This window comes from Microbacterium sp. F2E (assembly GCF_020905435.1).
GTDB classification, from domain to species: Bacteria; Actinomycetota; Actinomycetes; order Actinomycetales; family Microbacteriaceae; genus Microbacterium; species Microbacterium lacticum.
In genome coordinates this window covers 43070-69092 of record NZ_JAJJIB010000013.1, presented here as the reverse complement: position 1 = coordinate 69092, position 26023 = coordinate 43070, and the positions used below count along the sequence as shown (strand labels likewise).

At 69.8% G+C, this 26023-nt stretch carries 23 protein-coding genes; 7 read left to right on the top strand and 16 right to left on the bottom strand.

The window, feature by feature from the left end; genetic code table 11:
* Nucleotides 1-60: 60 nt before the first annotated feature.
* The 6 genes from LOK55_RS10770 to LOK55_RS10745 are packed head-to-tail and all read right to left on the bottom strand — an operon-like array spanning nucleotide 61 to nucleotide 5878.
* Entirely contained in the window at nucleotides 61-822 is a 762-nt protein-coding gene (locus tag LOK55_RS10770; RefSeq protein WP_229935367.1) for an ABC transporter permease, read from the bottom strand.
* On the bottom strand, nucleotides 819-1664 hold the full coding sequence (locus LOK55_RS10765) for an ABC transporter ATP-binding protein (protein WP_374107651.1): 846 nt from the start codon (nucleotides 1662-1664) through the stop codon (nucleotides 819-821). Before LOK55_RS10765 ends, LOK55_RS10770 begins: the two co-directional genes overlap by 4 nt.
* Nucleotides 1661-2557, bottom strand: coding sequence for an ABC transporter permease (locus tag LOK55_RS10760; protein ID WP_229935366.1), 897 nt, complete (start codon nucleotides 2555-2557; stop codon nucleotides 1661-1663). The genes LOK55_RS10765 and LOK55_RS10760 overlap by 4 nt, the downstream gene beginning before the upstream one ends.
* Nucleotides 2554-3570, bottom strand: coding sequence for a TIGR03842 family LLM class F420-dependent oxidoreductase (locus tag LOK55_RS10755; RefSeq protein ID WP_229935365.1), 1017 nt, complete (start codon nucleotides 3568-3570; stop codon nucleotides 2554-2556). The genes LOK55_RS10760 and LOK55_RS10755 overlap by 4 nt, the downstream gene beginning before the upstream one ends.
* Before the next feature lie 7 nt (nucleotides 3571-3577).
* Nucleotides 3578-5014 carry a dihydropyrimidinase gene (gene hydA / locus LOK55_RS10750; protein ID WP_229935364.1) on the bottom strand — a complete coding sequence of 479 codons (1437 nt, stop codon included), beginning with the start codon at nucleotides 5012-5014 and terminating at the stop codon, nucleotides 3578-3580.
* A 15-nt stretch (nucleotides 5015-5029) separates the two neighbouring features.
* Nucleotides 5030-5878, bottom strand: a complete 849-nt coding sequence (locus LOK55_RS10745; protein ID WP_229935363.1) for a nitrilase-related carbon-nitrogen hydrolase — start codon at nucleotides 5876-5878, stop codon at nucleotides 5030-5032.
* Between LOK55_RS10745 and LOK55_RS10740 the strand changes: the two genes are divergently transcribed.
* Complete coding sequence (locus LOK55_RS10740) at nucleotides 5853-7394, top strand: aminotransferase class I/II-fold pyridoxal phosphate-dependent enzyme (protein WP_229935362.1); 1542 nt, start codon at nucleotides 5853-5855, stop codon at nucleotides 7392-7394. The two genes, LOK55_RS10745 and LOK55_RS10740, sit on opposite strands and share 26 nt — an antisense overlap.
* Nucleotides 7395-7514: 120 nt before the next feature.
* Nucleotides 7515-8984, top strand: a complete 1470-nt coding sequence (locus tag LOK55_RS10735; RefSeq protein WP_229935361.1) for a sodium:alanine symporter family protein — start codon at nucleotides 7515-7517, stop codon at nucleotides 8982-8984.
* 75 nt (nucleotides 8985-9059) lie between these two features.
* Here LOK55_RS10735 and LOK55_RS10730 read toward each other — a convergent pair whose 3' ends face one another.
* The 5 genes from LOK55_RS10730 to LOK55_RS10710 form a co-directional block, all read right to left on the bottom strand.
* Complete coding sequence (locus LOK55_RS10730; RefSeq protein WP_308066660.1) at nucleotides 9060-9821, bottom strand: amino acid ABC transporter ATP-binding protein; 762 nt, start codon at nucleotides 9819-9821, stop codon at nucleotides 9060-9062.
* On the bottom strand, nucleotides 9818-10711 hold the full coding sequence (locus tag LOK55_RS10725; protein WP_229935360.1) for an amino acid ABC transporter permease: 894 nt from the start codon (nucleotides 10709-10711) through the stop codon (nucleotides 9818-9820). Before LOK55_RS10725 ends, LOK55_RS10730 begins: the two co-directional genes overlap by 4 nt.
* Nucleotides 10712-10715: 4 nt before the next feature.
* The gene (locus LOK55_RS10720) at nucleotides 10716-11450 is read right to left on the bottom strand and encodes an ABC transporter substrate-binding protein (protein WP_229935359.1); all 735 of its coding nucleotides are present in this window, start codon (nucleotides 11448-11450) and stop codon (nucleotides 10716-10718) included.
* 217 nt (nucleotides 11451-11667) lie between these two features.
* Nucleotides 11668-12783: an o-succinylbenzoate synthase gene (menC, locus tag LOK55_RS10715; protein ID WP_229935358.1), complete on the bottom strand. Its 1116-nt coding sequence runs from the start codon at nucleotides 12781-12783 to the stop codon at nucleotides 11668-11670.
* On the bottom strand, nucleotides 12780-13655 hold the full coding sequence (locus LOK55_RS10710; protein ID WP_229935357.1) for a GNAT family N-acetyltransferase: 876 nt from the start codon (nucleotides 13653-13655) through the stop codon (nucleotides 12780-12782). The genes menC and LOK55_RS10710 overlap by 4 nt, the downstream gene beginning before the upstream one ends.
* 125 nt (nucleotides 13656-13780) lie before the next feature.
* Between LOK55_RS10710 and LOK55_RS10705 the strand changes: the two genes are divergently transcribed.
* Complete coding sequence (locus tag LOK55_RS10705; RefSeq protein ID WP_229935356.1) at nucleotides 13781-15325, top strand: CdaR family transcriptional regulator; 1545 nt, start codon at nucleotides 13781-13783, stop codon at nucleotides 15323-15325.
* 47 nt (nucleotides 15326-15372) lie between these two features.
* On the opposite strand, the gene cofD is transcribed toward LOK55_RS10705, so the two are convergent.
* Complete coding sequence (gene cofD / locus LOK55_RS10700; RefSeq protein ID WP_229935355.1) at nucleotides 15373-16356, bottom strand: 2-phospho-L-lactate transferase; 984 nt, start codon at nucleotides 16354-16356, stop codon at nucleotides 15373-15375.
* A gap of 54 nt (nucleotides 16357-16410) precedes the next feature.
* Between cofD and cofE the strand changes: the two genes are divergently transcribed.
* Together cofE and pgi are read left to right on the top strand one after the other, a co-directional pair.
* Nucleotides 16411-17187: a coenzyme F420-0:L-glutamate ligase gene (gene cofE / locus LOK55_RS10695; protein ID WP_229935354.1), complete on the top strand. Its 777-nt coding sequence runs from the start codon at nucleotides 16411-16413 to the stop codon at nucleotides 17185-17187.
* A gap of 10 nt (nucleotides 17188-17197) precedes the next feature.
* Nucleotides 17198-18877 carry a glucose-6-phosphate isomerase gene (gene pgi, locus LOK55_RS10690; protein WP_229935353.1) on the top strand — a complete coding sequence of 560 codons (1680 nt, stop codon included), beginning with the start codon at nucleotides 17198-17200 and terminating at the stop codon, nucleotides 18875-18877.
* A gap of 121 nt (nucleotides 18878-18998) precedes the next feature.
* Here pgi and LOK55_RS10685 read toward each other — a convergent pair whose 3' ends face one another.
* Complete coding sequence (locus LOK55_RS10685; protein WP_229935352.1) at nucleotides 18999-20093, bottom strand: hypothetical protein; 1095 nt, start codon at nucleotides 20091-20093, stop codon at nucleotides 18999-19001.
* 118 nt (nucleotides 20094-20211) lie between these two features.
* Here LOK55_RS10685 and LOK55_RS10680 point away from each other — a divergent pair, with 118 nt between their 5' ends.
* Nucleotides 20212-20802 (top strand): TetR/AcrR family transcriptional regulator, encoded by a 591-nt coding sequence (locus LOK55_RS10680; protein ID WP_196383393.1) that lies wholly within the window; start codon nucleotides 20212-20214, stop codon nucleotides 20800-20802.
* On the opposite strand, the gene LOK55_RS14285 is transcribed toward LOK55_RS10680, so the two are convergent.
* Together LOK55_RS14285 and LOK55_RS10670 are read right to left on the bottom strand one after the other, a co-directional pair.
* Nucleotides 20799-21449, bottom strand: a complete 651-nt coding sequence (locus LOK55_RS14285) for a YdeI family protein (protein WP_229935351.1) — start codon at nucleotides 21447-21449, stop codon at nucleotides 20799-20801. The two genes, LOK55_RS10680 and LOK55_RS14285, sit on opposite strands and share 4 nt — an antisense overlap.
* Before the next feature lie 69 nt (nucleotides 21450-21518).
* A complete protein-coding gene (locus LOK55_RS10670) occupies nucleotides 21519-22250 on the bottom strand; it encodes an NRDE family protein (RefSeq protein ID WP_229935369.1) in 732 nt (243 codons plus the stop codon).
* Between the two features lie 52 nt (nucleotides 22251-22302).
* On the opposite strand from LOK55_RS10670, the gene coaBC reads away from it, so the two are divergent.
* Complete coding sequence (coaBC, locus tag LOK55_RS10665) at nucleotides 22303-23553, top strand: bifunctional phosphopantothenoylcysteine decarboxylase/phosphopantothenate--cysteine ligase CoaBC (protein ID WP_229935350.1); 1251 nt, start codon at nucleotides 22303-22305, stop codon at nucleotides 23551-23553.
* A 269-nt stretch (nucleotides 23554-23822) separates the two neighbouring features.
* On the opposite strand, the gene LOK55_RS10660 is transcribed toward coaBC, so the two are convergent.
* Nucleotides 23823-25988 (bottom strand): glucose PTS transporter subunit IIA, encoded by a 2166-nt coding sequence (locus LOK55_RS10660; RefSeq protein ID WP_229935349.1) that lies wholly within the window; start codon nucleotides 25986-25988, stop codon nucleotides 23823-23825.
* Nucleotides 25989-26023 lie beyond the last annotated feature (35 nt).

Sequence of the window (26023 nt, the reverse complement as noted above, 5' to 3'; positions counted from 1 at the left end):
AACCCGAAGCCCTTCATCTGGACCAAGACCGCAGACCAGATACTCGAATCCCTCGGACGACTATTGCAACGAATTAACGGCGGAGGACACTAGGAGCACCGTGACGAGGAAGAAGACGAGGCCGACGGCGATCGAGGCGCCGACGTAGGCGAAGGCGAGGGCCTGATTGCCCGACTTGGCGTAGCTCGCGATGGCGGTTCCCAGCCCGTCGGCGGGTCCGCCGAAGTACTCCGCCACGAGGGCGGAGATGACCGCGAGCGAGCTGGCGATGCGGACACCCGTGACCAGGTAGGGCAGGGCCGTCGGCATCGTGAGCAGGCGGAACTCCTGCCCGCCCGACGCCGCGTACGCACGGAACAGGTCGCGCTGCACGGGGCGGGCCTGGCGGAGCCCGCGCAGCACGTTGACGTAGACGGGCACGAACGCCGCGACGGCCGCGACGATCTGCCGGCCGAACTGACTGGATGCCCCGAACATCGTGTTCAGCAGAGGTGTGAGCGCCACGATCGGAATGACCGCGATGGCGGCGATCACCGGCGCCGTCATCGCGTCGATCGGTCGCAGCCACGCGGCCAGCCCCGCCAGGAAGACGGCGCTGACGGTTCCCGCGATCAGGCCCACGAGGGCGTTGCCGCCCGTGACGAACGCGTCCTCGACGATGATCCCGGAGTGGGTGACGGATGCCTCGATGACGGCCGCGGGGGCGGGGACGAGGCTGATCCGCCCCGTGCTGATGCCCGATATCAGCTGCCACGCCACGAGCAGGAGGACGCCCACCACCACGGGGGCGGCGACGCGGGTGACGCGCTCGGCGAGGTTCATCGCTCGTTCGGCCTTTCGACGGGCTGGCCGTGCAGGGCCTCGCGCACGGCGGTGACGCGCTCGAAGAACTCGGGGGCCTCGCGCAGGCTCTCGGTGCGCTCGCCGGGGAACCCGATCTCGAGGACATCGGTGATGCGGCCGGGGCGCGGCGACATGACGACGACCCGATCGGAGAGGTACACCGCCTCGGGGATGGAGTGCGTGACGAAGACGACCGCCGCACCGGTCTCGGCGGCGATGCGGATCAGCTCGGTCTGCATCCGTTCGCGCGTCATCTCGTCGAGCGCGCCGAACGGCTCGTCCATCAGCAGCAGCTTCGGACGCGTCGCGAGCGCGCGTGCGATCGCGACGCGCTGCTGCATGCCGCCGGACAGCTCGTCGGGGTAGCGCGCGCCGAAATCCGTCAACCCGACCATGTCGGCCAGCTCCCGCGCCCGCTCGGCGCGAGCCGCCGCCCCGATCCCGTGCAGCTCGAGCGGCAGCGCGATGTTCTGCAGCACGGTGCGCCACGGCAGCAGCCCCGCCTGCTGGAACGCGATGCCGTAGTCCTGCTCGAGCCGCGCGCGATGCGCGCTCTTGCCGAAGACCTCGACCGTTCCCGCGGTGGGCTGGTCGAGATCGGCGATGAGCCGCATGAGGGTGGACTTGCCGCATCCGGAGGGGCCGATGAGCGAGACGAACTCGCCTTCGGCGACGTCGAGGTCGACGCCGGTCAGCGCCTGCACCTGCGTCTTGCGGCCGAAGACGCGGTCCACTCCGGTCACGTGCACGGCCAGAGCGCTCATGGCGGCATCCTTGTCTGTTGCGGCGGGGGTGTCGGGGGTGGGGTGCGGTCCGCTCATGCGGGCGCCTCCCCACGGCGATACTTCGTGAGCCCCGCGCCCAGCAGCGCGACCGAGCCGGCGGCGACGAGCCCCAGCAGAACGGCGCCGAACAGCGGTGCCCAGGGCAGCGCCGGATCGGCCGAGGCGGATTGCGCCATCTGCAGCAGCATGCGGCCGAGACCGCCGCGCATGCCGATCGACACCTCCGCGACGACGGTGCCGACGACGGCGTTGGCCGCCCCGAGCCGCAGCGCGGGCAGCAGGTGGGGCACCGCGGCCGGCAGGCGCAGCACGCGCAGCGTCTTCCCGTAGCCGGCCGCGTAGCTGCGCATGAGGTCGAGGTGGATCGCGTCGGGAGAGTTCAGGCCCCGCAGCGCCCCGACCGCGACCGGGAAGAACGCGAGGTACGAGGCGATGACGGCGACCGACAGCCACTCCGGCCATGGGACGCCGCTGCGGTCGATCTGGTTGCCGAACCGGGCGACGAGGGGGGCGAAGGCGATCAGCGGCACGGTCTGCGACACGACGATCCAGGGCAGCAGACCCCACTCGGCGATGCGCCAGCGCTGCATGATCAGGGCGAACGCCATGCCGACGACGACGCCGATGACCCATCCGACGGCGGCGATGCCGAGCGTGAGCAGCGCTCCCTGCAGCACCGTCTGCCACAGCGGCGGAGTCGCCCCGCCGCTCGTCGGATCGAACAGGCGCGAGAACATCGTCCACACGTGCGGCATGGCGCGGTCGTTGGTGCGCGGCAGGATGCGCAGTCCCGAACGGCTGTCGCCGTCCGTCGCGCCGATGACGAGGCCGTCGGCGGGCCCGAACGCCTTGTACAGTTCCCAGAGGGCCCCGACGGCGAGGACGCCGACGGCACCCCACGCCCAGGCCGACCAGGACCGGCGCGTCATGCCTTCGCCGTGATCTTCTCGGCGAGCGCGGGGATGACCGTCTCGCCGTAGACGCGCATCGTCTCCTCCTTGTTGTCGTGCTGCAGGTACCCGGCGAACTGCGTCACACCGATCGCGCGCAGCGCCTCGAGCTTCGCGATGTGCTCCTCTGCCGTGCCCAGCACGCAGAACCGGTCGACGATCTCGTCGGGAACGAAGTCGACGTGGTCGTTGCCAGCCCTGCCGTGCGTGTTGTAGTCGTACCCGGTGCGTCCTGCGATGTAGTCGGTGAGCGCCGGGGGCACCTCACCGTCCGTGCCGTACTTCGCGACGATGTCGGCGACGTGGTTGCCCACCATGCCCCCGAACCAGCGGCACTGGTCGCGCATGTGCTCGCGGTCCTCGCCGATGTACATCGGAGCGGCGACGCAGAAGGCGATCGACTCGGGGTCGCGGCCGACCGCTGCGGCGGCATCCTTCACCGTCTTGATCATCCAGGCGGCGATGTCGAGATCGGCCAGCTGCAGGATGAAGCCGTCGCCGACCTCGCCGGTGAGCTTGAGCGCCAGCGGACCGTATGCCGCGACCCACACGTCCAGCTGCGACCCGCGGCTCCACGGGAACTGCAGCGTCGCGCCGTGGAATTCGACCGCGCGCGAGTTGCCGAGCTCCCGGATCACGTGGATCGCCTCGCGCAGCTCGCGCAGCGTCGTCGGCTTGCCGTTCGTGACGCGCACGGCGGAGTCGCCGCGCCCGATGCCGCAGATCGTGCGGTTGCCGTACATCTCGTTGAGCGTCGCGAAGACGGATGCCGTGACGGTCCAGTCCCGTGTCGCGGGATTGGTCACGAACGGGCCGACGGTCACCCGCTTGGTCGCGTTCAGGATCGCGGAGTGGATGACGTAGGGCTCCTGCCAGAGCAGGTGCGAGTCGAAGGTCCACACGTGGCTGAAGCCGTGCGCCTCGGCCAGCTGCGAGAGCTGCACCGTGCGCGCGGCGGGCGGATTGGTCTGCAGTACGACGCCGAAGTCCATGATGCGCTCAGATCAGGTACTGGCTCAGGCCGCGCTTGACGAACCGGCCGTCGCCGGCACGGCCGAGGTACTCGCCGCCATCCACGACGACCTTGCCGCGCGCGAGCACGGTGTCGACGTGTCCGTCGACCTCGAAGCCCTCCCACGCGGAGTGGTCCATGTTCATGTGGTGCGTCTTGCCGAGGCCGATCGAGGTGTGCCCGTTCGGGTCGTAGACGACGATGTCGGCATCGGCGCCCGGGGCGATGACGCCCTTGCGGCCGTACATGCCGAACATGCGCGCCGGGGTGGTGCTCGTCAGCTCGACCCACCTCTCGAGCGTGATCTGCCCCGTGACGACGCCCTGATACATGAGGTCGAGGCGGTGCTCGACCGATCCGATGCCGTTGGGGATCGCCCGGAAGTCGCCCAGGCCGAGCTCCTTCTGGTCCTTCATGCAGAACGGGCAGTGGTCGGTCGAGACCATCTGCAGGTCGTTCGTGCGCAGGGCCTGCCACATGTGGTCCTGGTGCCCCTCGGCCCGCGAACGCAGCGGCGTCGAGCAGACCCACTTGGCCCCCTCGAAGCGACCCCACTCGTCGCTCGAGGCGCCCAGCTGCTCCTCGAGCGAGAGGTAGAGGTACTGGGGGCACGTCTCGCCGAACACGTTCTGGCCCTTGTCGCGTGCCCAGGCGAGCTGTTCGACGGCCTGCTTCGCGCTCACGTGCACGACGTACAGGGGCGCGCCGGTGAGGTTCGAGAGCATGATGGCGCGGTGCGTGGCCTCCTCCTCGGCCTGCCACGCGCGGGCGATGCCGTGGTAGTAGGGCTCGATCTTGCCCTCTTTGACCAGCTGCTCGGCGAGCACGTCGATGACGGGGCCGTTCTCGGCGTGCATCATCGTCAGCAGGCCGGTCTCGGCCGCGATCTGCATCGCCTTCAGGATCTGCGCGTCGTCGGAGTAGAAGACGCCGGGGTAGGCCATGAACATCTTGAAGCTCGAGATGCCCTCGTCGATCAGCTTCGGCAGGGCCGCGAGCGAGTGCTCGTCGACGCCGCCGATGATCTGGTGGAAGCCGTAGTCGATCGCGCAGTTCCCGTCCGCCAGCTCATGCCAGTGGGCCAGCCCGTCCTCGACCCGCTCGCCGTAGCGCTGCACGGCGAAGTCGACGATCGTGGTCGTGCCGCCCCAGGCGGCGGCGCGGGTCCCCGTCTCGAACGTGTCCGAGGCGCTCGTGCCGCCGAACGGCAGCTGCATGTGGGTGTGCGCATCGATGCCGCCGGGGATGACGTACTTCCCCGTCGCGTCGATGACGGTGTCGACGGATGCCGCGAGGTCGGTGCCCAGCAGGTGGGCGCCCGGCGCGAGGACGGCGGCGACGGTCTCGCCGTCGATGAGGACGTCGGCCTGCGTGCGCCCGGTCGCCGAGACGACCGTGCCGCCCGTGATGAGTGTCGTTGTCATGAGGTGCTCCAGTCGCTACGGTGCGACGATCTCGCCATAGGTGTCGGGGCGACGATCGCGATAGAACTGCCAGTCGTCGCGCATCTGCTGCACGAGGTCCATGTCGAGGTCGCGGATCAGCAGCTCCTCGTCCTCGCCCGACCCGAGCGCGCCGACGTAGTTGCCGCGCGGGTCGACGATCTGGCTCCTGCCGTAGAAGTTCACGGCCTCGTCGCCGTACTCGTTGTCCTCCAGACCGACCCGGTTCGGGGCGAGCACGAAGTACCCGTTGGCGACGGCGGCGGCAGGCTGCTCGACCTCCCAGAGCCGGTTCGACAGCCCCGGCTTGGTGGCGTTCGGGTTGAACGCCAGGTGCGCACCGTTCAAGCCGAGTTCACGCCATCCCTCCGGGAAGTGCCGGTCGTAGCAGATGACCACGCCGATCTTGCCGACAGCGGTGTCGAAGACGGGGTAGCCGAGGTTGCCGGGACGGAAGTAGAACTTCTCCCAGAACTTCTCCACGTGGGGGATGTGGTTCTTGCGGTATTTGCCGACGATCGTGCCGTCGGCGTCGACCACGACGGCGGTGTTGTAGTACACCCCGGCCTGGGCCTCTTCGTAGATCGGCAGCACCATGACCAGGTTCAGCTCGGCCGCCAGCGCCGCGAAGCGCTGCACGATGGGGCCGTCCGCGGGCTCCGCGTAGCGGTAGTACTTCTTGTCCTGCGTGATCCCGAAGTACGGACCGTAGAACAGCTCTTGGAAGCAGATGACCTGGGCGCCCTGAGCGGCGGCATCCCGAGCGAACTGCTCGTGCTTGTCGAGCATGGATGCCTTGTCACCGGTCCAGGTGGTCTGGGTGATCGCTGCGCGCACCGTGGTCATGGAAGCTCCCATCGTGGTGTCCACGCCCGGGCGAATCACAACCGGATGCGACAGATGTCGCCGGGCTCATCCGGTTCTGTTACTGTCCAGCTTGAACATTTCTCGGCAATTACCGATTGTGTCGTGGCCGTTAATCCTGGGGAAACCCGCGGCGCACGGGCACCCCCTTGGAGCACGGATGCTGCGCCCCGAATCCCTCATCGAACGCTCCCCGCAGGGCATCGCCGCCGAGATCTCGCGCCTCGCGCACGATGGCACGCTCGCCGCGGGCGAACGGCTGCCGACGGTACGGCAGGTCGCTGCGGCACTCGGGGTCTCAGCCGGCACCGTCGCAACCGCGTGGCGGGCGCTTGCCGACGCGGGCGTGATCGTCTCACGCGGGCGCGCGGGGAGTTTCATACGGTCCGAGCGGCCGGAGTGGCTGAGCCCGCGCGTGCAGGGACTCACCACGGCGGCCGACGTGCGCCTGGACCTGTCCCTGGGCACACCAGATTCGTCGATGCTGCCCGCGCTGGATGCCGCATTCTCGAGAGTCGCGACGCGCGCAGAGACCGGTTCATACCAGGACGAACCGGTGCTGCCGGGACTGCGCGACGTGCTGCGCGAGCAGTTTCCGTCGGCGGTCGAGGCGATCACCGTGGTCGACGGCGCGATCGACGGTGTGGCGCGCACCCTGGAACAGGTCGTGCGCTTCGGCGATCGGGTCGCGGTCGAATCCCCCGGCTTTCCGTACTTCTTCGACCTCGTCGACGCGCTCGGCGCCGTCACGCTCCCCCTGGAGGTGGACCGCGACGGCGTCACACCGGCATCGCTGGCCCGTGCACTCGGACAGCGCCCGGCTGCCGTCGTGCTGCAGCCGCGTGCGCAGAACCCGACGGGCGCGTCGATGCCCGCCGACCGCGCCCGCGCCCTGGCGAGCGTCCTGCGGGGTACGGCCGGCGGCGACCGGGTCGTGGTGATCGAGGACGAGCACTCGGCGTTCACCTGCTCGGCGCCCGAGATCACCCTGGCGAGGTGGATCCCGGCGCAGGTGGTGCAGGTGCGCAGCTTCTCGAAGTCGCATGGGCCGGACCTGCGCATCGCGGCGCTGGCAGGTCCGGCGCACCTGATCGAACGCATCGTCGCACGCCGCATGCTGGGGCCGGGATGGACCTCGAAGCTGCTGCAAGCGGTGCTGCTCGACCTGCTCACCGACCCCGCCTCGGTGGCGCGGGTGCGCAGCGCCCGGCTCATCTACCGGGACCGCATCGACCGGCTCGCCGATGCGCTGCGGCGCCTGGGCATCGATGTGGGTGGACCCGACGGCATCAACCTGTGGCTGCCGGTCACCGACGAGCGCGCCGCCGCCGTGCGTCTGGCGGCGTCGGGCATCGCGGTCGCCGCCGGGACCCCGTTCATCGCCCCCGGTCGCGCCACCGCGCCGCACGTGCGGGTGACCGGCGGCGTGGTCGCCGAGAATACCCGCCTGGTCGCCGAAGCCCTCGCCGATGCGGCGAGCGCCACCGCACCGGGGTGACCGCGGACCCTGGACTTACCACGACGCGCCCGGCGGAGCACTTGCCACGAACCTGGGAGAAACCCTAGAGTGCGTGATCACCGAGTAACACGCCGCTCCCCCACGGAAGTCGAGCCACCCATGGACATCGTCGCGATCTTGCAGGGATTTTTCGGATTCATCGATGCGGCGACGTGGGGGTGGTCACTGATCCCGATGCTGGTGATCTTCGGCATCATCTTCACCGTCACGACGAGGTTCATCCAGCTGCGATACTTCGGCCGGATGTGGCGTGTCGTGGGCGGCGGCGAGAAGGTCGCCGACCCCGACCAGATCAGTGCCCGCCAGGCGCTGATCGTCTCGATCGGGGGACGTGTCGGCGGCGGCAACATCTCGGGCGTCGCCGTTGCGATCACCCTCGGCGGCCCGGGCGCGGTGTTCTGGATGTGGATGGTCGCCCTGATCGGCATGGCCACCAGCCTCATCGAATGCACCCTCGCACAGACCTACAAACGGCGCATGCCCGACGGCTCGTTCCGCGGCGGACCGGCCACCTATATCCGCCATGGCCTGGGCAAGAACTTCACCTGGCTGCTCATGATCTACGCGATCTGCCTGATCGCGTCGTTCGCGCTCGGGTTCAACGCGTTCCAGGCGAACACGATGGCCGGTGCCGCCCAGAACAGCCTCGGCATCGACCGCTGGATCACCGGCATCGTGATGGCCGTGATCGCCGGGTTCATCGTGTACGGCAGCATCCAGCGCATCGCGAAGGTCGCCGACTTCGTGGTGCCGATCATGGCGTTCGTCTACCTGCTTCTGGCACTGATCGTCGTCGCCGTGAACATCACCGAGGTGCCCGCGATGCTGTGGACGATCATCGCGAACGCCTTCGGAATCCAAGAGGCCGTCGCCGGCGGCATCGGCGCCGCGATCGCCAACGGCGTGCGACGCGGGCTGTTCTCCAACGAGGCAGGTCTCGGATCGGCCCCCAACGTGGCAGCGACCGCCTACGTCAAGCACCCGGTCAGCCAGGGCATCTCGCAGATGCTGTCGGTGTTCATCGACACGATCCTGATCTGCTCGGCGACCGCCTTCCTCATCCTGCTCAGCGGCGCCTATCAGCCGGGCGACGAAGCGGTCGACGGCATCGTGCTCACCCAGACCGCGCTCGCCGACAGCCTGGGCGAGTGGACGCTGTACGTGCTGACCTTCTCGATCCTGCTGTTCGCGTTCAGTTCGGTGATGTACAACTATTACCTCGGTGAGACCGCCCTGCAGGAGCTCACCTCGAGCCGCCTCGCGACCCACATTCTGCGCTGGGCGGTGATCGCCATCGTGCTCGTCGGCGCGATCGCCCCCGGCGCCGTGGATGTGTTCTTCTTCTCCGACCCGGTGATGGGCCTGTTGGCGCTGGTGAACCTAGTGGTGATCCTGATGCTGTTCCCCACCGCCATGCGCGTCATCAAGGACTTCAACTCGCAGCTAAAATCGGGCATCGACAAGCCGGTGTTCGACCCGGCGAAGTTCTCCGACCTCGATCTGGATCCCACCGCCTGGGAGGATGCCGCGCTCGAACCGGATGCTGCGCACACCAGCACGCGCAGCTGACCGCACACCGCACACGATCGGTCCGCCCGCGCGGGCGCGCGCAGCGGACCGATCCGACGGGGATGGAAGGAAGGTTCAGAGCACCTTCGACAGGAACGCGCGGGTGCGCTCGCGCTGGGGGTTGCCGAGCACCTCCCGCGGCGCGCCGGACTCGACGATGACGCCCTGGTCCATGAACACCAGTGAGTCGCCGACCTCCCGCGCGAAGCCCATCTCGTGCGTGACCACCACCATGGTCATCCCCGACTGCGCGAGTTCGCGCATCACGTCGAGCACTTCACCGACAAGTTCCGGGTCGAGCGCCGAGGTCGGCTCATCGAACAGCATGAGTTTCGGCTCCATGGCCAGCGCCCGGGCGATCGCCACGCGCTGCTGCTGCCCGCCCGAGAGCATGGCCGGGTACGCGCCGGACTTGCCGTCGAGACCGACCCGTTCGAGCAGGGCCAATGCGCGCTGCTTGGCTGCCGCGGGCTTCTCGCCCTTGACCCGGATGGGTGCTTCCATCACGTTCGCCAGTGCCGTCATGTGCGGGAAGAGGTTGAACCGATGGAAGACCATGCCGATGTCGCGCCGCTGGGCCGCGATCTCGCGCTCGCGCATCGCGTAGAGCTTGTCGCCGCGCTCCTCGAAGCCGACGAGTTTGCCATCGACCCGCAAGGTGCCACCGCTGAGGGTCTCGAGATGGTTGATGCAGCGCAGGAACGTCGATTTGCCCGAACCGGACGGCCCGATCAGACACATCACCTCGCCGTTGGCGACCTCGAGGTCGATGCCGCGCAGCACCTCATGCGCGCCGAAGTGCTTGCGCACGCCGCGTGATTGGACCATCGGGTTCATCGCGTCCTCCCGGGTCGCAGGTTGGCCATGACCGTGCCGAACACGCCCCCGCCGGCGGGTTGCCCGCTCGCGCCACGGGCGAAGCGCTTCTCGAGGAAATGCTGGCCGATCGAGAACACCGAGGTCAGCACGAGGTACCACAGCGACACGGTGAACAGCAGCTCGATGACCATCAGGTTGCTCGAGTAGATGTTCACGGCCGACAGCAGCAGCTCGGGGAACTGCACCGCGTACACCAGCGACGAGGTCTTGAGCATGTTGATGAACTCGTTGCCGGTGGGCGGGATGATCACCCTCATGGCCTGTGGCAGCACGATCCGACGCATCGTCTGCACCGGCGAGAGCCCCAGCGCCTGCGCCGCTTCGGTCTGGCCGCGATCGACTGAACCGATCCCGGCCCGGACGATCTCCGCCATGTATGCGCCCTCGTTGATGCCGAGCCCCAGCAGCGCCGCCAGCATGGGGGTCATGAGGTCGTTGGTCGACCACGTCACCACCCCGGGGATGCCGATGGTGGGGAACACCAGCGAGAGGTTGTACCAGACCAGCAGTTGCACGAGCACCGGCGTGCCTCGGAAGAACCAGATGTACAACCAGGCGACCGAACGCGTCACCGGGTTCTTCGAGGTGCGCATGACGGCGGCGAGCACACCCAGCACGATGCCCACGACCTGCGCCATGACGCTGATGGCGAGGGTGTTCCACATGCCTGCGACGATGGTGTCGGCGGTGTAGTACTGCGCGGTGACCGCATAGTCGATGTTGCCCTGCGAGAACCCGTAGACCAGCGCGGCCAGCAGCAGTAGCCCGACGACGGCCCCCACCCACCGCCCGTAATGCCGGACCGGAACGGCGACGATATCGCCGTTGGTGTTGGCGTTGGCGTGCATCGGCTCAGCTGCCGCCGTTGATGGTCGCCGATTCGATCGCGCCCAGCGGAGTCTGGTAATCGTCGATCAGCTCCTGGTACGAGCCGTCGTCGATGATGGCCTGGAGCGCCTGCTGCAACGCGTCGCGCAGTTCGGTGTTCTGCTTGCCCACGCCGATCCCGAGCGGCCCCGCCTCGATCTGCTCGCCGACGACCTCGAAGTCCTCGCCGCCGCCGGATTCGCGCGGGTTGTAGGCGGCGACCGGATAGTCCTGCAGCCCCGACGCGGCTCGCCCGTTCTTGCCCTGCAGCATCGCCTCGGTCTCGCGGTCGAACTGCAGCAGCTCGATCGCGCTGTCGCCGTCGGCGACGCATTGGTCGCTCTGCGTCTGCGCGTAGTCGGCCTGGGTCGTCCCGCGCTGAACGTCGACGGTCAGTCCGCACAGGTCGGCGATCGAGGTGAGACCCTCGGGGTTGCCCTTCTTGACCAGCAGCATGGCTCCGGCCTGGTAGTAGTCGACGAAGTCGATCTGCTGTTGGCGTTCAGCGGTGTCGCTCATGCCCGAGATCGCGATGTCGATCCGCTCCGATGTGAGTTGCGTGATGAGGCTGTCGAACACGGCGTTGTTCCACTCGAAGTTCACACCCAGTTGTTCTGCGAGCAGGTCGGTGAGCTCCTTGTCGAACCCGAGCACGGTCGTTCCGTCGGTGTCGTAGTACTCCATGGGGGCGTAGGCGATATCGGACCCGACCCTGATCACCCCGGATTCCTGGATCGCGCTGGGCAGCTGATCGAACAGCGGAGCGTCTGCCCCGGCGGCGTCCGGTTCGCTGGTGGTGCCCGCGCAACCCGCGAGCGCGAGTCCGGCGACGAGGATGGTGGTGGCGAAGATGCCGGTGGTGCGCGTTCGGTTCGACCTGGGATTCTCCTGGTTGGGGGTCAGTGGTTCAGCTGTCGGCGTCGTGCGTGACGGGAGTTCACTGCAACGGGACGGTCGAGCGGGTGGTCGTGAACTCAGCCAGCACGTCGGGCAGGATCTCGACGCCGATTCCGGGCCCCGTCGGCACGGCGATCGCGCCGTCCTCGAGCACGAACGGCGCAGTGAGGTCGGTTTCGAAGTACCGGTCGGACGCCGACGTGTCGCCCGGGAGGACGAACCCGGGCAGCGCGGCGAGCGCAAGATTGGCGGCGCGTCCGATGCCGGTTTCGAGCATGCCACCGCACCACACCGCGATCCCGTTGGCCACCGCGACGTCGTGGATGCGGCGGGCTTCGAGGTAGCCGCCTACCCGCGCGGGCTTGATGTTGATGATCGAGCAGGCGCCCATCGCGATCGCGGTCGCGGCGTCCCGAGCCGACTCGATCGACTCGTCGAGACAGATCGGCGTCTTCACGATCCGCGCCAGCTCGGCGTGTCCGCGCAGGTCGTCCTCAGGCAGAGGCTGTTCGATCAGCAACAGATCGAACGGGTCGAGACGGGCGAGGTGCCGCGCATCGGCCAGCGTGTATGCGGTGTTCGCGTCCACTTGCAGCAGCAGCTCGTCGCCGAAGCGTTCCCGCACCGCGCGCACCGGTTCGATGTCCCATCCGGGCTCGATCTTCAGCTTGATCCGGCGGTACCCCTGCGCGAGGTAGCGCTCGACATCGCCGAGCATCTGCCCAATGCTTTCCATGATGCCGACCGACACGCCCGAGGGGACCCGGTCGCGCACCGCGCCCAGCGCGGTGGCGAACGATTGCCCCGTGGTTCGCAGCTCGGCGTCCAGGATCGCGGTCTCGAGCACGTGCTTAGCCATGAAGTGCCCCTTCACGGGCGCGAGCGCGGGAAGGACGCGGGTCGCGGTGAGCGCGTCGCCGAGCGCGAGCACCCGTGGGACGAGTTGGTCGCGCAGCACCATCTCGGCGCCTGCCAAGAACTCCGAACTGTACAGCGGGTCGAGCTCTGCCGCACACTCGGCCCACCCTTCGACCCCGGTGTCGGTGGTCACCCGCACCAGGAACGTGTCCTTGTCGTGGGAGGTGCCGAAGCTGGTGCGGAACGGGGTGACCAGCGGGATCTTCACCCAGATGATCTCGATGTCGGCGATTTTCATCGCTCCTCCTTACTGAGGTGGTACCAGCCGTCGCGGGAGAAGTCCACCGCGACGAATCCCTGCTGCAGCGCCGGTTCGAGTCGCTGTCTGACCGCTTCGCGCCATGCCGATGCACGCGCTGGGTCGTCGGCGCGCACCGCCACGATGTCTCGCGGCACCCGACACCAGACGTGCTCGCCCGCGTCGATCCACGCGTCGTCGCCGTCGGGGCCCTCGCCACGTTCGATCACGATGGTATCCGCGGCGGGCATCCGCGTCTCGGGCAGCGTGTGCTCACTGGCGGCGACCACGCGGGCACTGGCGAGCTGCCATGAGGCGACCAGCCGATCCGCCGGGTCGTCCCCGTTGATCGCATCCGACATGCGCCCGTAGAAGGCGGGCTCGTAGACGCGTACCACGGCGCCGAGCTTGGTCAGGTTGAAGCGGGCGTTGCGGCTGACCAGCGGATCGAAGGTCCACTCGATGGTGTCGATGTCGGCCTGCAGCGCCCACGCCCGCTGGTGCTGCTTGAGCGCGAACCCGACGCCGGAGTCGGTGCCGCCGGGGCGGATGCCGGCGAGGTACGAATACCCGGCGCGGGTGCGGCCGCGACCGAGCACGGCCACGCCCGCGAGCGCACCGGACGGGTCGTATGCGCCAGAGACGAGACCGCCCGCATGGATGAGGGAGCGCATGACCTCGCTGTTCATGGGCACCCCCTCCGGGGTACGACCCCACACGGCGACCAGCAGCGCGGCGGCCTCGCGCAGCGTCTCGATGTCGGTGAGCGCGCGCACCTCGACCCCGGCGCGCTCAGCGGACCGATCGGCCGCCCGTGCGGCCTGCGCCACGATGTTGAACGGGGAGCGGTGCGCGGGAGGAGCAGTCGTCACCTGGGGCATTCGTCCATCCTGCGCGCTCGCGCCGTGCGCCACGTGAGACATTCGTCTCAAGTTCTGGCAGATATCTTGTGAGCATGTCCAATCCTGAGCTCGATGTGGTGCACACCAGCGTCGGCATGCTCCTCGACACGATCGGGGCAGACGCCCTGCGGCTCGCCAACGATCCGGCCGCTCGCGAACTCGCGGTCTCACAGCGCACCTTCTACGATCCGAACGATGCGCTGCCGGTGGTGCGGCAGGGATTGCTGTACGGCGTCGGTGTTCGTGCAGGCGCGCCCTTGCTGCACCTGCTGCCGCAGGCGACGACGGCCGGCTACACCGTCGTGGTGGCGAAATCCGACGACGATCAAGCACTGGCCGCATCCGCACGCATGGCGGACCGCCTGGGCATCGCACTGGTCGCGGTCGGCTCGGGGTTGGAATGGCTGCAGCTGGAGCATCTGGTCGGCACCGCGCTGGCCGCGGCGAGCGCCGAGGCCAGCGCGCAGCTGTCGACGGTCGCAATGGGCGATCTCTTCTCGCTGGCCAATGCGATCGCCGCCGCGACCGGTGGCGCCACCGCCATCGAAGACACCGATACCCGGGTCCTCGCCTACTCCACGGTGCACGGCCAGCAGATCGACGACGCTCGCCAGCAAGGGATCCTCGGCCGCCTCGTTCCCGATCTTCCCGACAACCCGTGGCACTACCGGCAGGTCTACTCGCATCCCGCCGCCGTGCGCCTGCCGGCGAGCGATACCGCGCAGGGCCGACTGGCGTGTGCGGTACGTAGCGGCACCCGCATCATCGGCTCGATCTGGGTCGTCGACTGCGGCACCCTCACCGACGACGCCGACCGGATCCTGACCGAAGCGTGCGAGGTCGCGGCGCTGCACCTGCTGCGCGCCCGCGCATCGGACGATTTCGCGCGCCAGCAGCGAGCAGACCAGGTGCGTGCGGTGCTCGAGACCGGCAGTGCGGGCGCCGCCCGGCTGCTCGGGCTCACTCCCGACCGACCCCTGTGGGTCGTGGCGATCGAACCTGCCACCGGTGAATGGGACGCGCAGACGGTTCCCGATCCGGGACGGGTCGTGGATGTCTTCTCGCTCGAGCTCGCCGCCCGATCCGTGCAATCCGGGTGCGTGGTGATCGGTGGCCGCATCTACGCGGTCCTCACCTGGCCATCGCAGCAGCGACCCGATGATCTGGTGCGCCACGCCGTCCGCGCCTCCGGCACGGCGGTGCGCGCTGCGCTGCGCGCGGGTGTCGCGGGGCCGGCCCACGGACTCGACAGCATCCGAGCGGTGCGCGAGTCGGCGGATCGCGTCGTCGACCTGGTCGCCTCCCGGCCAGCCCTGGGACCTGTCGCGACCGCCGACGATGTGCGTGAGGCGCTCGTGCTGCACAGTCTCGCGCAGCGCCTCGACGTGTCACAGGTGAGCGATCTGGCCGAACGCGTCCTGCGTGACGATGCCGAACGCAGCGCCGACACGGCACGACTGCTACGGGTGTGGCTGGGCTCGCAGGGAGACGTGGGCCACACCGCGGCCACGCTCATGGTGCATCCGAACACCGTCCGGTACCGCCTGTCCCGCGTGCAGAGTCGGTTCGGGCTGCGCCCCGATCATCCCGACCAGATGCTCCTGCTGTGGCTCGCGCTCCGACTCGCCGACGACCGCTGACGCCGGTGCACCCCGTGCGCGCGCGGGGGGCGTCGGCGCCGCGCGGGTCAGATCCCGGCAGCGCGCAGCGCCGCGACGGCGAGCGCGCGGGTACGCGCGGCGTCTGACATCCACAACGGTTCGACGTGTGCGACGACACCGGTCGCCGCCACCGTGTCGCACTCGGCCGCATCTTCTTCGCCGATCAGCCAATGGTCGAGCACACCGTCGTGCGCTCGCGAACCGTACTGCCCCGCAACCCCGGCCGCGGTGCACGGGACGCCCGCAACCCGCAGACACACGTCGGCCATGCCGCGCACCGGGGCGCCGCCGATGATCGGCGACACCCCCACCACCGGCGCGGTGCTTTCGCGCACCGCCTGCGCGATGCCGGGGACCGCGAGGATCGGCCCGATCGAGACGATCGGGTTCGAGGGGGCGATCAGCACCGCATCGGCGGCGCGGATCGCCTCCACCACGCCGGATGCGGGCGGTGCGGTGTCGATGCCCGCGTTCTCGAACCCTTCCGGCTCGAGCCGGGCACGATGGCGGGTCCACCACTCCTGAAAGTGCAGACGGGTGCCGTCCGGCAACACCACGTGCGTATCGACTTCGGCATCGGTCATCGGCAGCAGGGTCGCACCCAGCTGCCATCGCGCCTGCAAGCGCGCGAGCACCTCGGTCGGCGTCAGTCCCTCCCGCAGCCACGACGTGCGCGCGATGTGTGCCCCCAGGTCGAGGTCACCCAGTTCGAACCAGTCCCAGCCGACGCCCCAGGCGTGCAGCTCGGCCGACACGCGGGTGCTGTCGCCTGCGCGCCCCCACCCCCTGATGCGATCCTTCACATCGGCCAGCGCGTACAGCATGGAATCGACGTCGGGCTGGATGCGCAGGCCGGAGAGCCACAGGTCATCACCGGTGTTGCAGACCACGGTCAGCGCACCGGCGCGTGCCGCGACCTCGTCGCGCACCCCCGCCGTGAACGTTGAGCCCCCGACACCGCCCGCGAGCACCACCACGCGCGGTCCACGTCCGCTCGTCGCCACCGTCATGCCACTCCCTCCGCGGCGGCCGAGGCCAGCCGCCGCCCGTCCTATTCTGAACCGGTGGACGAACCGTTGCTGCAGGTGTGGGCACTGCCCGGCATTCCTGAGATCGAACCCGGCGCCGACCTCGTGGCGGTGATCGCGGATGCTGCCGGCGACACGCTGCGCGACGGTGACATCCTGGTGGTCACGTCGAAGATCGTCTCCAAGGCCGAGGGCCGCTACCGCCCCGCCGCCGAACGCGACGCGGCGGTCGCTGAAGAGACGGTGCGGATCGTCGCCGAAGACGAGACCGGCCGCATCCGCATCGTGGAGAGTCGACTGGGCATCATCGCCGCCGCCGCGGGGGTCGATGCGAGCAATACCCCCGAGGGTCGCATCCTGCTGCTGCCGCTGGACCCCGACGCCAGCGCGCGCGCACTCGCCGCCGGGCTGCGCGAGCGCACCGGCGCACGGGTGGGCGTGCTGCTGAGCGACACGATGGGGCGGGCGTGGCGCGACGGACAGACCGACTGCGCGATCGGCGCCGGCGGGGTGATCGTGCTCGAAGATCTGCGCGGCAGCGTCGACAGCGCCGGGCGCGCCCTGGCGGTGACCGTCCCGTGCGTAGCCGACGAGGTGACCGCGGCAGCCGATCTCGTCAAACGCAAGGCGACCGGGCTGCCGGTCGCGGTGGTGCGTGGCCGCGGCGACCTGGTCGGTGCGCTCGACCTGCCCGGCGCACGCAGCATCCTTCGCGCCGCCGAGCGAGACCTGTTCCACACCGGCGCGCGAGAGGCGTTCGCCGCCGGGCGCGCGTCTGTCACGAAGGCACACGACCCGCCGTCGGCGCGCTAGCGTGGTGCACGTGACCACGCCGATCGATGCCACCACCACCACCGCCTGGAACGACCTGACCGCGCTGCGCGACGGGTTCTCCCCCGACCTGCGCGGGTGGTTCGACACCGACCCCGGCCGCGTCGAACGGCTGACGTTCGAGCTGGCCGACCTTCGCGTCGACCTGTCGAAGAACCTCGTCACCGACGAGATCGTGGCAGCCCTGGTGCGCCTGGCCGAGCAGACCGGCGTCGCCGACCGGTACGCGGCCATGCTCGCGGGCGAGCACATCAACACCACCGAGGACCGCCCTGTGCTGCACACCGCCCTCCGCCGCCCGCCCGGGGCCTCGCCCGCGCTCGTCGTCGACGGGCAGCAGGTCGACCACGACGTGCAGCGGGTGCTCGACGCGATGAGCGCGTTCGCCGACCGGGTGCGCTCGGGCGAGTGGACCGGCATCACCGGCAAGCCCGTGAAGACCGTCGTGAACATCGGCATCGGCGGGTCCCACCTCGGCCCCGCGATGGTCTCCGCCGCCCTCGAACCGTATGCCGACGCGGGCATCTCGGCCCGATTCGTCTCCAACATCGACCCGTTCGACCTCGCCCACAAGACGAAAGACCTCGACCCCGAGACGACTCTCGTCGTCGTGGCATCCAAGACCTTCACGACGCTCGAGACCCTGACCAACGCTCGCCTCGCGCGAGACTGGCTCTGGGCGGGGCTCGAAGCCGTCGGCGCGATCGACGGGTCCGACGCGCAGAAGAAGAATGCCGTCGCCCACCACTTCGTCGCCGTCTCGACCGCGCTCGACAAGGTCGAGGCCTTCGGCATCGACCCGGCGAACGCGTTCGAGGTCTGGGACTGGGTCGGCGGCCGCTATTCGGTCGACTCCGCGATCGGGCTGTCGCTCGTGATCGAGCTGGGGCCCGACGTGTTCCGCGAGTTCCTCGCGGGTTTCCACGCGATCGACGAGCACATGGCATCCACTCCCCTCGCTTCGAATGTGCCCGTCGTCATGGGCCTTCTGAACGTCTGGTACACCAACTTCCTCGGTGCGCAGTCGCACGCCGTGCTGCCGTACGCGCAGCAGCTGTCGCGCTTCCCGGCGTACCTGCAGCAGCTCACGATGGAGTCGAACGGCAAGCGCGTGCGCTGGGACGGATCGCCGGTCACCACCGAGACGGGCGAGATCTTCTGGGGCGAGCCCGGCACGAACGGTCAGCACGCCTTCTACCAGCTGATCCACCAGGGCACGCGCCTGATCCCCGCCGACTTCATCGGGTTCGTGAACCCCGCGTACCCGCTGACCGACGACGGCCGCGACGTGCACGGGCTGTTCCTCGCGAACTTCTTGGCGCAGACGAAGGCGCTCGCCTTCGGCAAGACCGCCGAAGAGGTCGAGGCCGAGGGGACGACCGGGGCGCTCGTGGCGGCGCGGACCTTCCCCGGCAACCGCCCGACCACGTCGATCTTCGCGCCCGCGCTCACCCCGCGGGTGCTCGGCGAGCTGATCGCGCTGTACGAGCACATCACGTTCACGCAGGGCGTGATCTGGGGCATCAACTCGTTCGACCAGTGGGGCGTCGAGCTCGGCAAGCAGCTCGCCCTGCAGATCGCCCCCGCCGTCGAGGGCGACACCGCCGCCTACGACTCGCAGGATGCCTCGACCCGCGCCCTGCTCGACTACTACAAGTCCCACCGGGCCTGAGGGCTGCGCGCGGGCGCCGGCCGCGGCGCCCGCGCCCCGTCTCCCCCGCGATACGGCATGCAGCGCGCCGGACGCACGTCGGCGTGGCGCGCTGCATGCCGTCTCGCGGGACGGGGCGGGCTCAGGCGGTCGCCGACACGGGGTCGTCTTCGTGGGCGGCGAGCTCGTCGGGCTCGGCGCCGCCCGCCGTGCGGAAGTGGCCGATCACCGACAGCAGCAGACCGCCGACGGTCCAGCCGGCCAGGACGAGCCACGAGAACGAGGCATCCGCCTGCGGAAAGTACGACACGTCGCGCAGCAGGTTCGCCGCCGCCCCCGGCGGGAACCACTGACCGACCTGCCCCCAGACGCCCGGCAGGAATTCGCGCGGCATCGCAGCGCCCGAGATCGGGTTGGCGAAGAGCATCATGACGATCGGCCCGACCGCGATGCCCGCGCGGCCGATGAGCGCGACGACACCCGTGATCGGTGCGGCGATCGCGGCGAGGGCGAGTGCGATGACGGCGGCCTGGGTCCAGAAGTCGCCCTGCAGCACGCCGAACCAGCCGGCGAGAATGCCGGTGAGAAGCACCCCGCCCACGGCGGAGTAGACGACGACCGCGAGCACGCGGCGAAGCGCCCCGATGACGGCGATCGAGATCGCGATGCCGCCGATCATCCCACCCATGACGAGCGGGAACATCGCCGCCGTCAGGCCCGTACCGCGCGGGTCGGTCGACGCGAGCGGCACGACGTCGGTGACGGCGACCGTGATGTGCGCGGGCGCGGGCGCCCCGGCGGCGGCCGCCGCGGCGGCGGCCTGTGCGTTGATCTGGGCCTCGAGGGTGCCGCCGAGCCCGGCCAGCAGCTGGCTGACGGCGAGGTTCGCCGCCGACGAGGTGAGCACCTCGGGCGCGACGCCCGGCGCCGCGCCGAGGATGATCGCGCCGTAGACCTCGCGCTTCTCGATCGCGGTGACCGCGGCGTCTCGGTCATCGACGGTCTGGAAGGCGAGGACGTCGGGCTGCTTGGCCTGCACGGCGTCTTCGAGAGCGGTCACGGACTGCTCGGGGCCCGCAACGGCGACGGGAAGGTTGTGCGGCTCGGCGGTGACGCTCGGCCAGGCGAACGCGAGCACGACGACGCCGACGACCACGGCGAGGGCCACGGCGATGGCGAGCACCCGGCCGATCGGCGTGTGCGGGGTGTGCACGGGTGCGGAAGATGATGTGGACACGAAGACTCCTCGTGAAGTGGTGACAGCACGTACGAAACCGACTGTATAAAAAACGAATGCTCGTTCTTTATACTCGGTTCTCGTAGGATCGCCAAGAGGGGGCGACGAAAGGGCACGGATGCCGAAGGTCACCGACGAGTACCGCCAGGCGCGACGCGACGAGATCATCGAGGTCGCGATCGGCTGCTTTCTCACGCGCGGCTACGGTCACACCTCGATCGCCGACCTCGTCGCCGCGTCGGGCCTCTCAGCGGGCGCGATCTACGGCAACTTCCCCGGCGGGCGCGACGAGATCTTCGTCGCCGCGGCGACCCGCATCCTCGACTCGCGACGCCTCGACCTCGAAATGGCCCGCCGCGAAGGTCCGCTCTCCCCCGCCGAGATCATGACGACCCTCATCACGGGCATCCGCTCCGAGGCCATCGGGCCGATCCTGCCGCAGCTGTGGGGCGAGGCGGTCGTGCAGCCCGACATCCTGGTGCTCGTGAACGGCGTGTTCGCCCAGCTGCGGTCGACGATCCACGACGCCGTCGCCGACTGGGCCCATGCGCACCCTGATCGCATCGACGGCGATCCCGACGAGTGGGCGCATCGGGTGACCCCGGTGATCCTCTCGACAGCGCCCGGCTACATCCTGCAGCAGGCGGTCATGCCCGATTTCGACGGCGACGCCTACCTCGCCGCCCTGCGCGAGGTGCTGCCGCACTAACGCGCTGCGGCGGCCGCCGCGGCGGCGCGGGCCGCCCAGACGGGCACGACGCCGTAGCGCTGCGAGGGGATGAGTTCGCCCGCCGCGCAGTGCGCGACGAGGGCGGCCAGGCGGTCGGTGCGGGTCTGCGCGCGCTTGGCCGCGTGCAGCCAGTTCGCGCAGAGGCGCTGATAACCGGGCGTCGCCACGCTCCAGAACGCCTGCGCCGCGGGAACGGCCGCGATCGCTGCCAGTTCGCCGCCGTCGAGCTCGTCGCGCGTCTCGTACGAGTACACAGCGCTCCGCTCGGGCGAGCGCCGTGCGTAGGCGTCGAGCCCGGCGCGGTGCATCAGCCCGGCCGCGGTGAGGCGCTCGACGTGCGCGATGTTGATCGCGCTCCAGTTCGACGACGCCTTGCGGGGGCTGAAGCGCTGTGCGCGCACGTCGCCGATCCGCCGGCTCGTCGAGTCGATCCATCCGAAGCACAGCGCTTCGACGACCGCGTCTTCCCACGTCAGCCCCTGCTGCGGGTGCGTCTTCGGACGTCGCTCCACCCACAGCTCGGCGGCGTGTTCGTGGTGCTGCTCGAGCCAGGAGCGGAACGCCGCGGCATCCGCGAAGAACACCACCTCGGGCTCACCGGCACCACCCGCCTCTTCTGCGCTCACGCTCGCGAAGCTACCAGCGACCGCCGACACCGCGGCGCGGCGTGGCGGGTTGGGGCCGGCCGGGGCGGCTCAGCGCAGCACGGGGCGGTTCCAGGCGCCGGGCTCGTCGAACTCGCCGTAGCGCACGTCGACGGCGCCGGGCGCGACCGACGCCGTGCAGACGAGCAGCGACAGCGTCGGATAGCCGAACGGACGGTTGTCGCGCACGATCGCGCGGTCGTCTGTGGCGCCCACCGCGCTCGTGCGCTCGAGGGTGTCGAGCCACTGTTCGCGCCAGCCGTCGTCGGTGGCGGCGTCGGGGTCATCCGGCACGAGCGGCGCGGCGAAGTCGTCGCGCCACGCGGCGATGCGGGCCGTGGCCGCGTCGTCGACGTCGTCGTGGGCGATCATGTGCGTGCCGGGGGCGAGCACCACGCGCCGCAGCGACCGCCCGTCCCACATGGTGACGGATGCCTCGCCGGGCGTGACCTCGACGAGGTTGAAGCCGTGCGTTCCGGGCGGGTCGGCGAGCGGGGTGCCCGCGACGGCATCGAGCACGATCCGGCCGCGCGAGAGCAGCGGCTCGGCCTCGTCGGTCGCCACATCGGCACGGTTCAGGATGACCGCGACGCGCCCCGCATCCGCATCGGCGGCGAGCCACGCCCCGCCGGCGCGCCGGTCGCGCACCCCCGAGACGCTGGGAACCTCCGGCCACCAGGGGCCGAGCGGGTCCCACGCCCGGGCGGGATCTTCGTCGCGCACGGCGAACAGCCGGATCGGCGCTCCCGGCTCGCTCGGCACGTGGACGATGACGGTGCACACGGTGCTCGTGACCTCTCCGCCCGACCCTCGCGGTGCGTGGGAGGATCGGACCATGTTCGTTGTCGTGGGTGTGACGGGCGGCATCGCCGCGTACAAGACGGTGCAGCTGGTGCGTACCCTCGTGACGAACGGCCACGAGGTGCACGTTGTTCCCACCGAAGACGCGCTGCGCTTCGTCGGCACGGCCACGTGGGAGGCCGTCTCGAGAAATCCTGTCACGACGAGCGTGCACGACGACGTCGCGCAGGTGCGCCACGTCGCCCTCGGCACCTCGGCCGACCTCGTGGTCATCGCACCGGCGACGGCCAACACCCTGGCCAAGATGGCCGCCGGCCTCGCCGATTCGCTGCTCGGGGTCACCCTGCTCGCGACCACGGCGCCCGTAGTCGTGGCCCCCGCCATGCACACGGCGATGTGGGAGCACGCGGCGACGCAGGCCAACATCGCAACCCTCCGCGCGCGCGGCGTGCACGTGGTCGGCCCCGCCGACGGGTCACTCACGGGCGGCGACAGCGGCCCCGGCCGCATGGTCGAGCCGGATCAGATCGCCGAGGCCGCGCTCCGGATCATGGATGCCACGGCGCCGGATGCCACGGCACTGCAGGCGTCCGCGACCGCCGACCTCGCCGGGCTGAGCGTCGCCGTCTCGACGGGCGGCACGCGCGAACCGATCGACCCCGTGCGCTATCTCGGCAACCGCTCCAGCGGACGGCAGGGCACCGCGCTCGCCCTCGCGGCCGCAGCCCGCGGCGGCGAAGTGACCCTCGTCGCCGCGCACGTCGACGACGGGGTGCTCGCCGAGGCATCCACCCACCCCCGCGTGCACATCGTGCGGGTGTCGACGGCCACCGAATTCGGTGACGAGATGACACGGGCCGCGGCGCGCGCGGATGTCGTGGCGATGGTCGCGGCGGTCGCCGACTATCGGGTCGCCGAGGTCTCGCACACGAAGCTGCGCAAAGAAGACGGCGTGCCGCGGCTCGAGCTGACCGCGAACCCCGACATCCTCGCGGCGCTCGTCGCCGCGCGGCGGCCGGGGCAGACCATCGTCGGCTTCGCCGCCGAGACCGCCGCGACCGAGGCCGAACTGATCGAGCGCGGCCGCCGCAAGGCCGCACGGAAGGGCGCCGACCTGCTCGTCGTCAACCGCGTCGACTGGGATCAGGGCTTCGAGAGCGCCGAGAACGCGGTGCTCGTGCTCGACGCCGCGGGCGAGGTCGTCGCCGAGGCCTCCGGCACCAAGCGCGCGGTGGCCACGACCGTTTTGGACGCCGTGATCGCGCTCCGCACCGCCGAGATCTGAGAACCCGCACGTAGGGGCTCACCCCCGGACGACGCTCTCACCCAGTCCGCGTTCGGTATTCAGTCTGCGCGCCCGTCCCACGCCGCCACCGCCCCGCCATTGCGGGCGCCCGCGCCCGATCCTCCCGCGCAGAGACTGAATACCGTACGCGCGGCGCACGCGCCCGGCGCCCCGCGGCCGGCGCCCTCAACCACGCCCCCGCGCCCGGCCCCGCGCACGAGAGAGGCCGGCGACCACGCGGGTCACCGGCCTCTGCTCGTCTGTGCGGGTCAGGCCTTCTTCTGGATGTCGAGCAGCGGCTCACCGTGCGAGACGGGGCCGAGCTTCACCGGGTCGACCGTGTCGAACGAGTCGCCGTTCAGCACGATCACCGGGGTGATCAGCGGGTAGCCCGCCTTCTCGATCACGGCGCGGTCGAAGGTGACGAGCGGGGTTCCGGTTTTGACGCGGTCACCGTTCTTCACCTTGACGTCGAAGCCTTCGCCCTTCAGGTTGACGGTGTCGATGCCGACGTGGATCAGCACCTCCACCCCGTTGTCGAGCTGCAGACCGAACGCGTGACCGGTGGGCTGCGCGGCGACGACGGTGCCCGCGCCGGGCGAGTACACCGTGTCACCGGTCGGCTCGATCGCGACGCCCGGGCCCATCACGCCGCCGGCGAAGACCGGGTCGGGCACCGCGTCGAGCCCCACGGCGGTGCCGTCGAGCGGCGACGCGAGCTGCACGAGCGCGCCGACATCGGTCGCCGCGCCCTCACCCTTGGTCGCGAGTGCGGTCGCCGAACCCGCCGCCGCGCCCGCGACGGCCCCCGCGTCCGCTCCGGGCAGCAGTTCGTCACCACCGGCGACGCTCTTCACCGCCGCGGCCTCGTCAGCGGCCCCGCCGACGATGCGCGCGTCGTCGGCCGCGACCGCTCCGGCCAGCGCCGGTGCCGCATCGGCCGGGTTCTTGTATCCCGACACGATCACGAGCACCATCGCGACGATGAAGGCGCCGGCGACGGCGATCAGGTACAGCCCGATCGGGTTGAAGGCGGGGATCGTGAGCAGCGACGTGAACACGAACGCCTGCGTCGTGATGCCGTTCGGAAGGCCGAGAATCAGCGAGCCGATACCGATGATGAGACCGCCGGTGAGGCATCCGACCAGCATCCGCGGATAGATGCGCTTGTAGCGCAGATGGATGCCGTAGAGCGAGGGCTCCGAGATACCGCCGAGCAGGCCGGCGGCGAGCGCACCCGTCGCGGTCTGGCGCATCTGCTTGTCCTTCTCACGCCACGCGAGCACGAGCACACCGGCGGTCGCGCCGAAGCAGGCGAAGTTCCACGCACCCATCGGGCCCTGGATGAAGTCGTAGCCGAGGGTCTGGATGTTCAGCAGCATGATCGCGTTGATCGGCCAGTGCAGGCCCAGCGGCACCATGAACGGGTACGCCAGCGGAATGACGATCGCGAAGATGAACGGAGAGAACGTGTTGATGGAGCTCAGCAGGTTGGCCAGCGCCGCGCCCGCGTAGACGCCGATCGGGCCGATGAGGAAGGCCGTCAGCGGGATCATGATGAGCATCGCGAGGAACGGCACGAAGATCAGCTGGATGTTCTCGGGGATGATCTTCCGCAGACCCTTGTAGACGAGGCCGAGCACGGCCGCCATGAGCAGCGGCGGGAACACCTGCGAGCTGTAGTCGAAGATCGTCAGCGGCACCCCGAAGATGGGGATCGTCGTGATCTTCGACCCGAGGAACTCGGACTGGGTGGCCGCGTCGTTCTGGCCGAGGTCGGTGAAGGCCGGCAGCATCATGACCGCCATGATCGCGAAGCCCACCCACGGGTCGGCGCCGATCTTCTGCGAGGCGTTGTAGGCGACCATGAGCGGCAAGAAGACGAACACGCACTGCCACATCAGGTTCACGAACTGCCACGACGGCGGCAGGGTGACGCCCGGCGAGTTCCAGGCCGGGATCACATCGAGCGTCGCCATGAGCGCCATGAAGGTGATGAACAGGGATGCCCCGAGGAGCGCGCCCAGGATCGGGCGGAAGGAGTCGGAGAGGAACTCGAAGAGACTGTCGAGCCACGCGTTCGTGCCGCGCGGCCCCTTGGCGCGCTCGCGCGCCTTGATGTCGGCGTCGCTCTCGCCCGCGCCGCCACCGCCGGACGCGGCCGCGCCGCCGCCCGTGCCGACGCCCGCCATCGCGGGCAGCGCCATAATCTCGTTGTAGACGTTCTGCACGCCGCCTCCGATGACCACCTGGAAGCGGTCGCCCGACTGCGGCACCGCTCCGAGCACGCCGGGGATCTTCTCCGCGGTGTTCTTGTCGGCCTTGTCGCCGTCTTTCAGTTGGAATCGAAGACGCGTCGCGCAGTGCGTGAGGCTCGCGATGTTGTCGGGACCACCGACCGCGTCGACGATCTCTTGTGCGGGCTCGTATGCCATGGTCTGTGCTCCCTGGTTATCGCCAAAAGTCACTC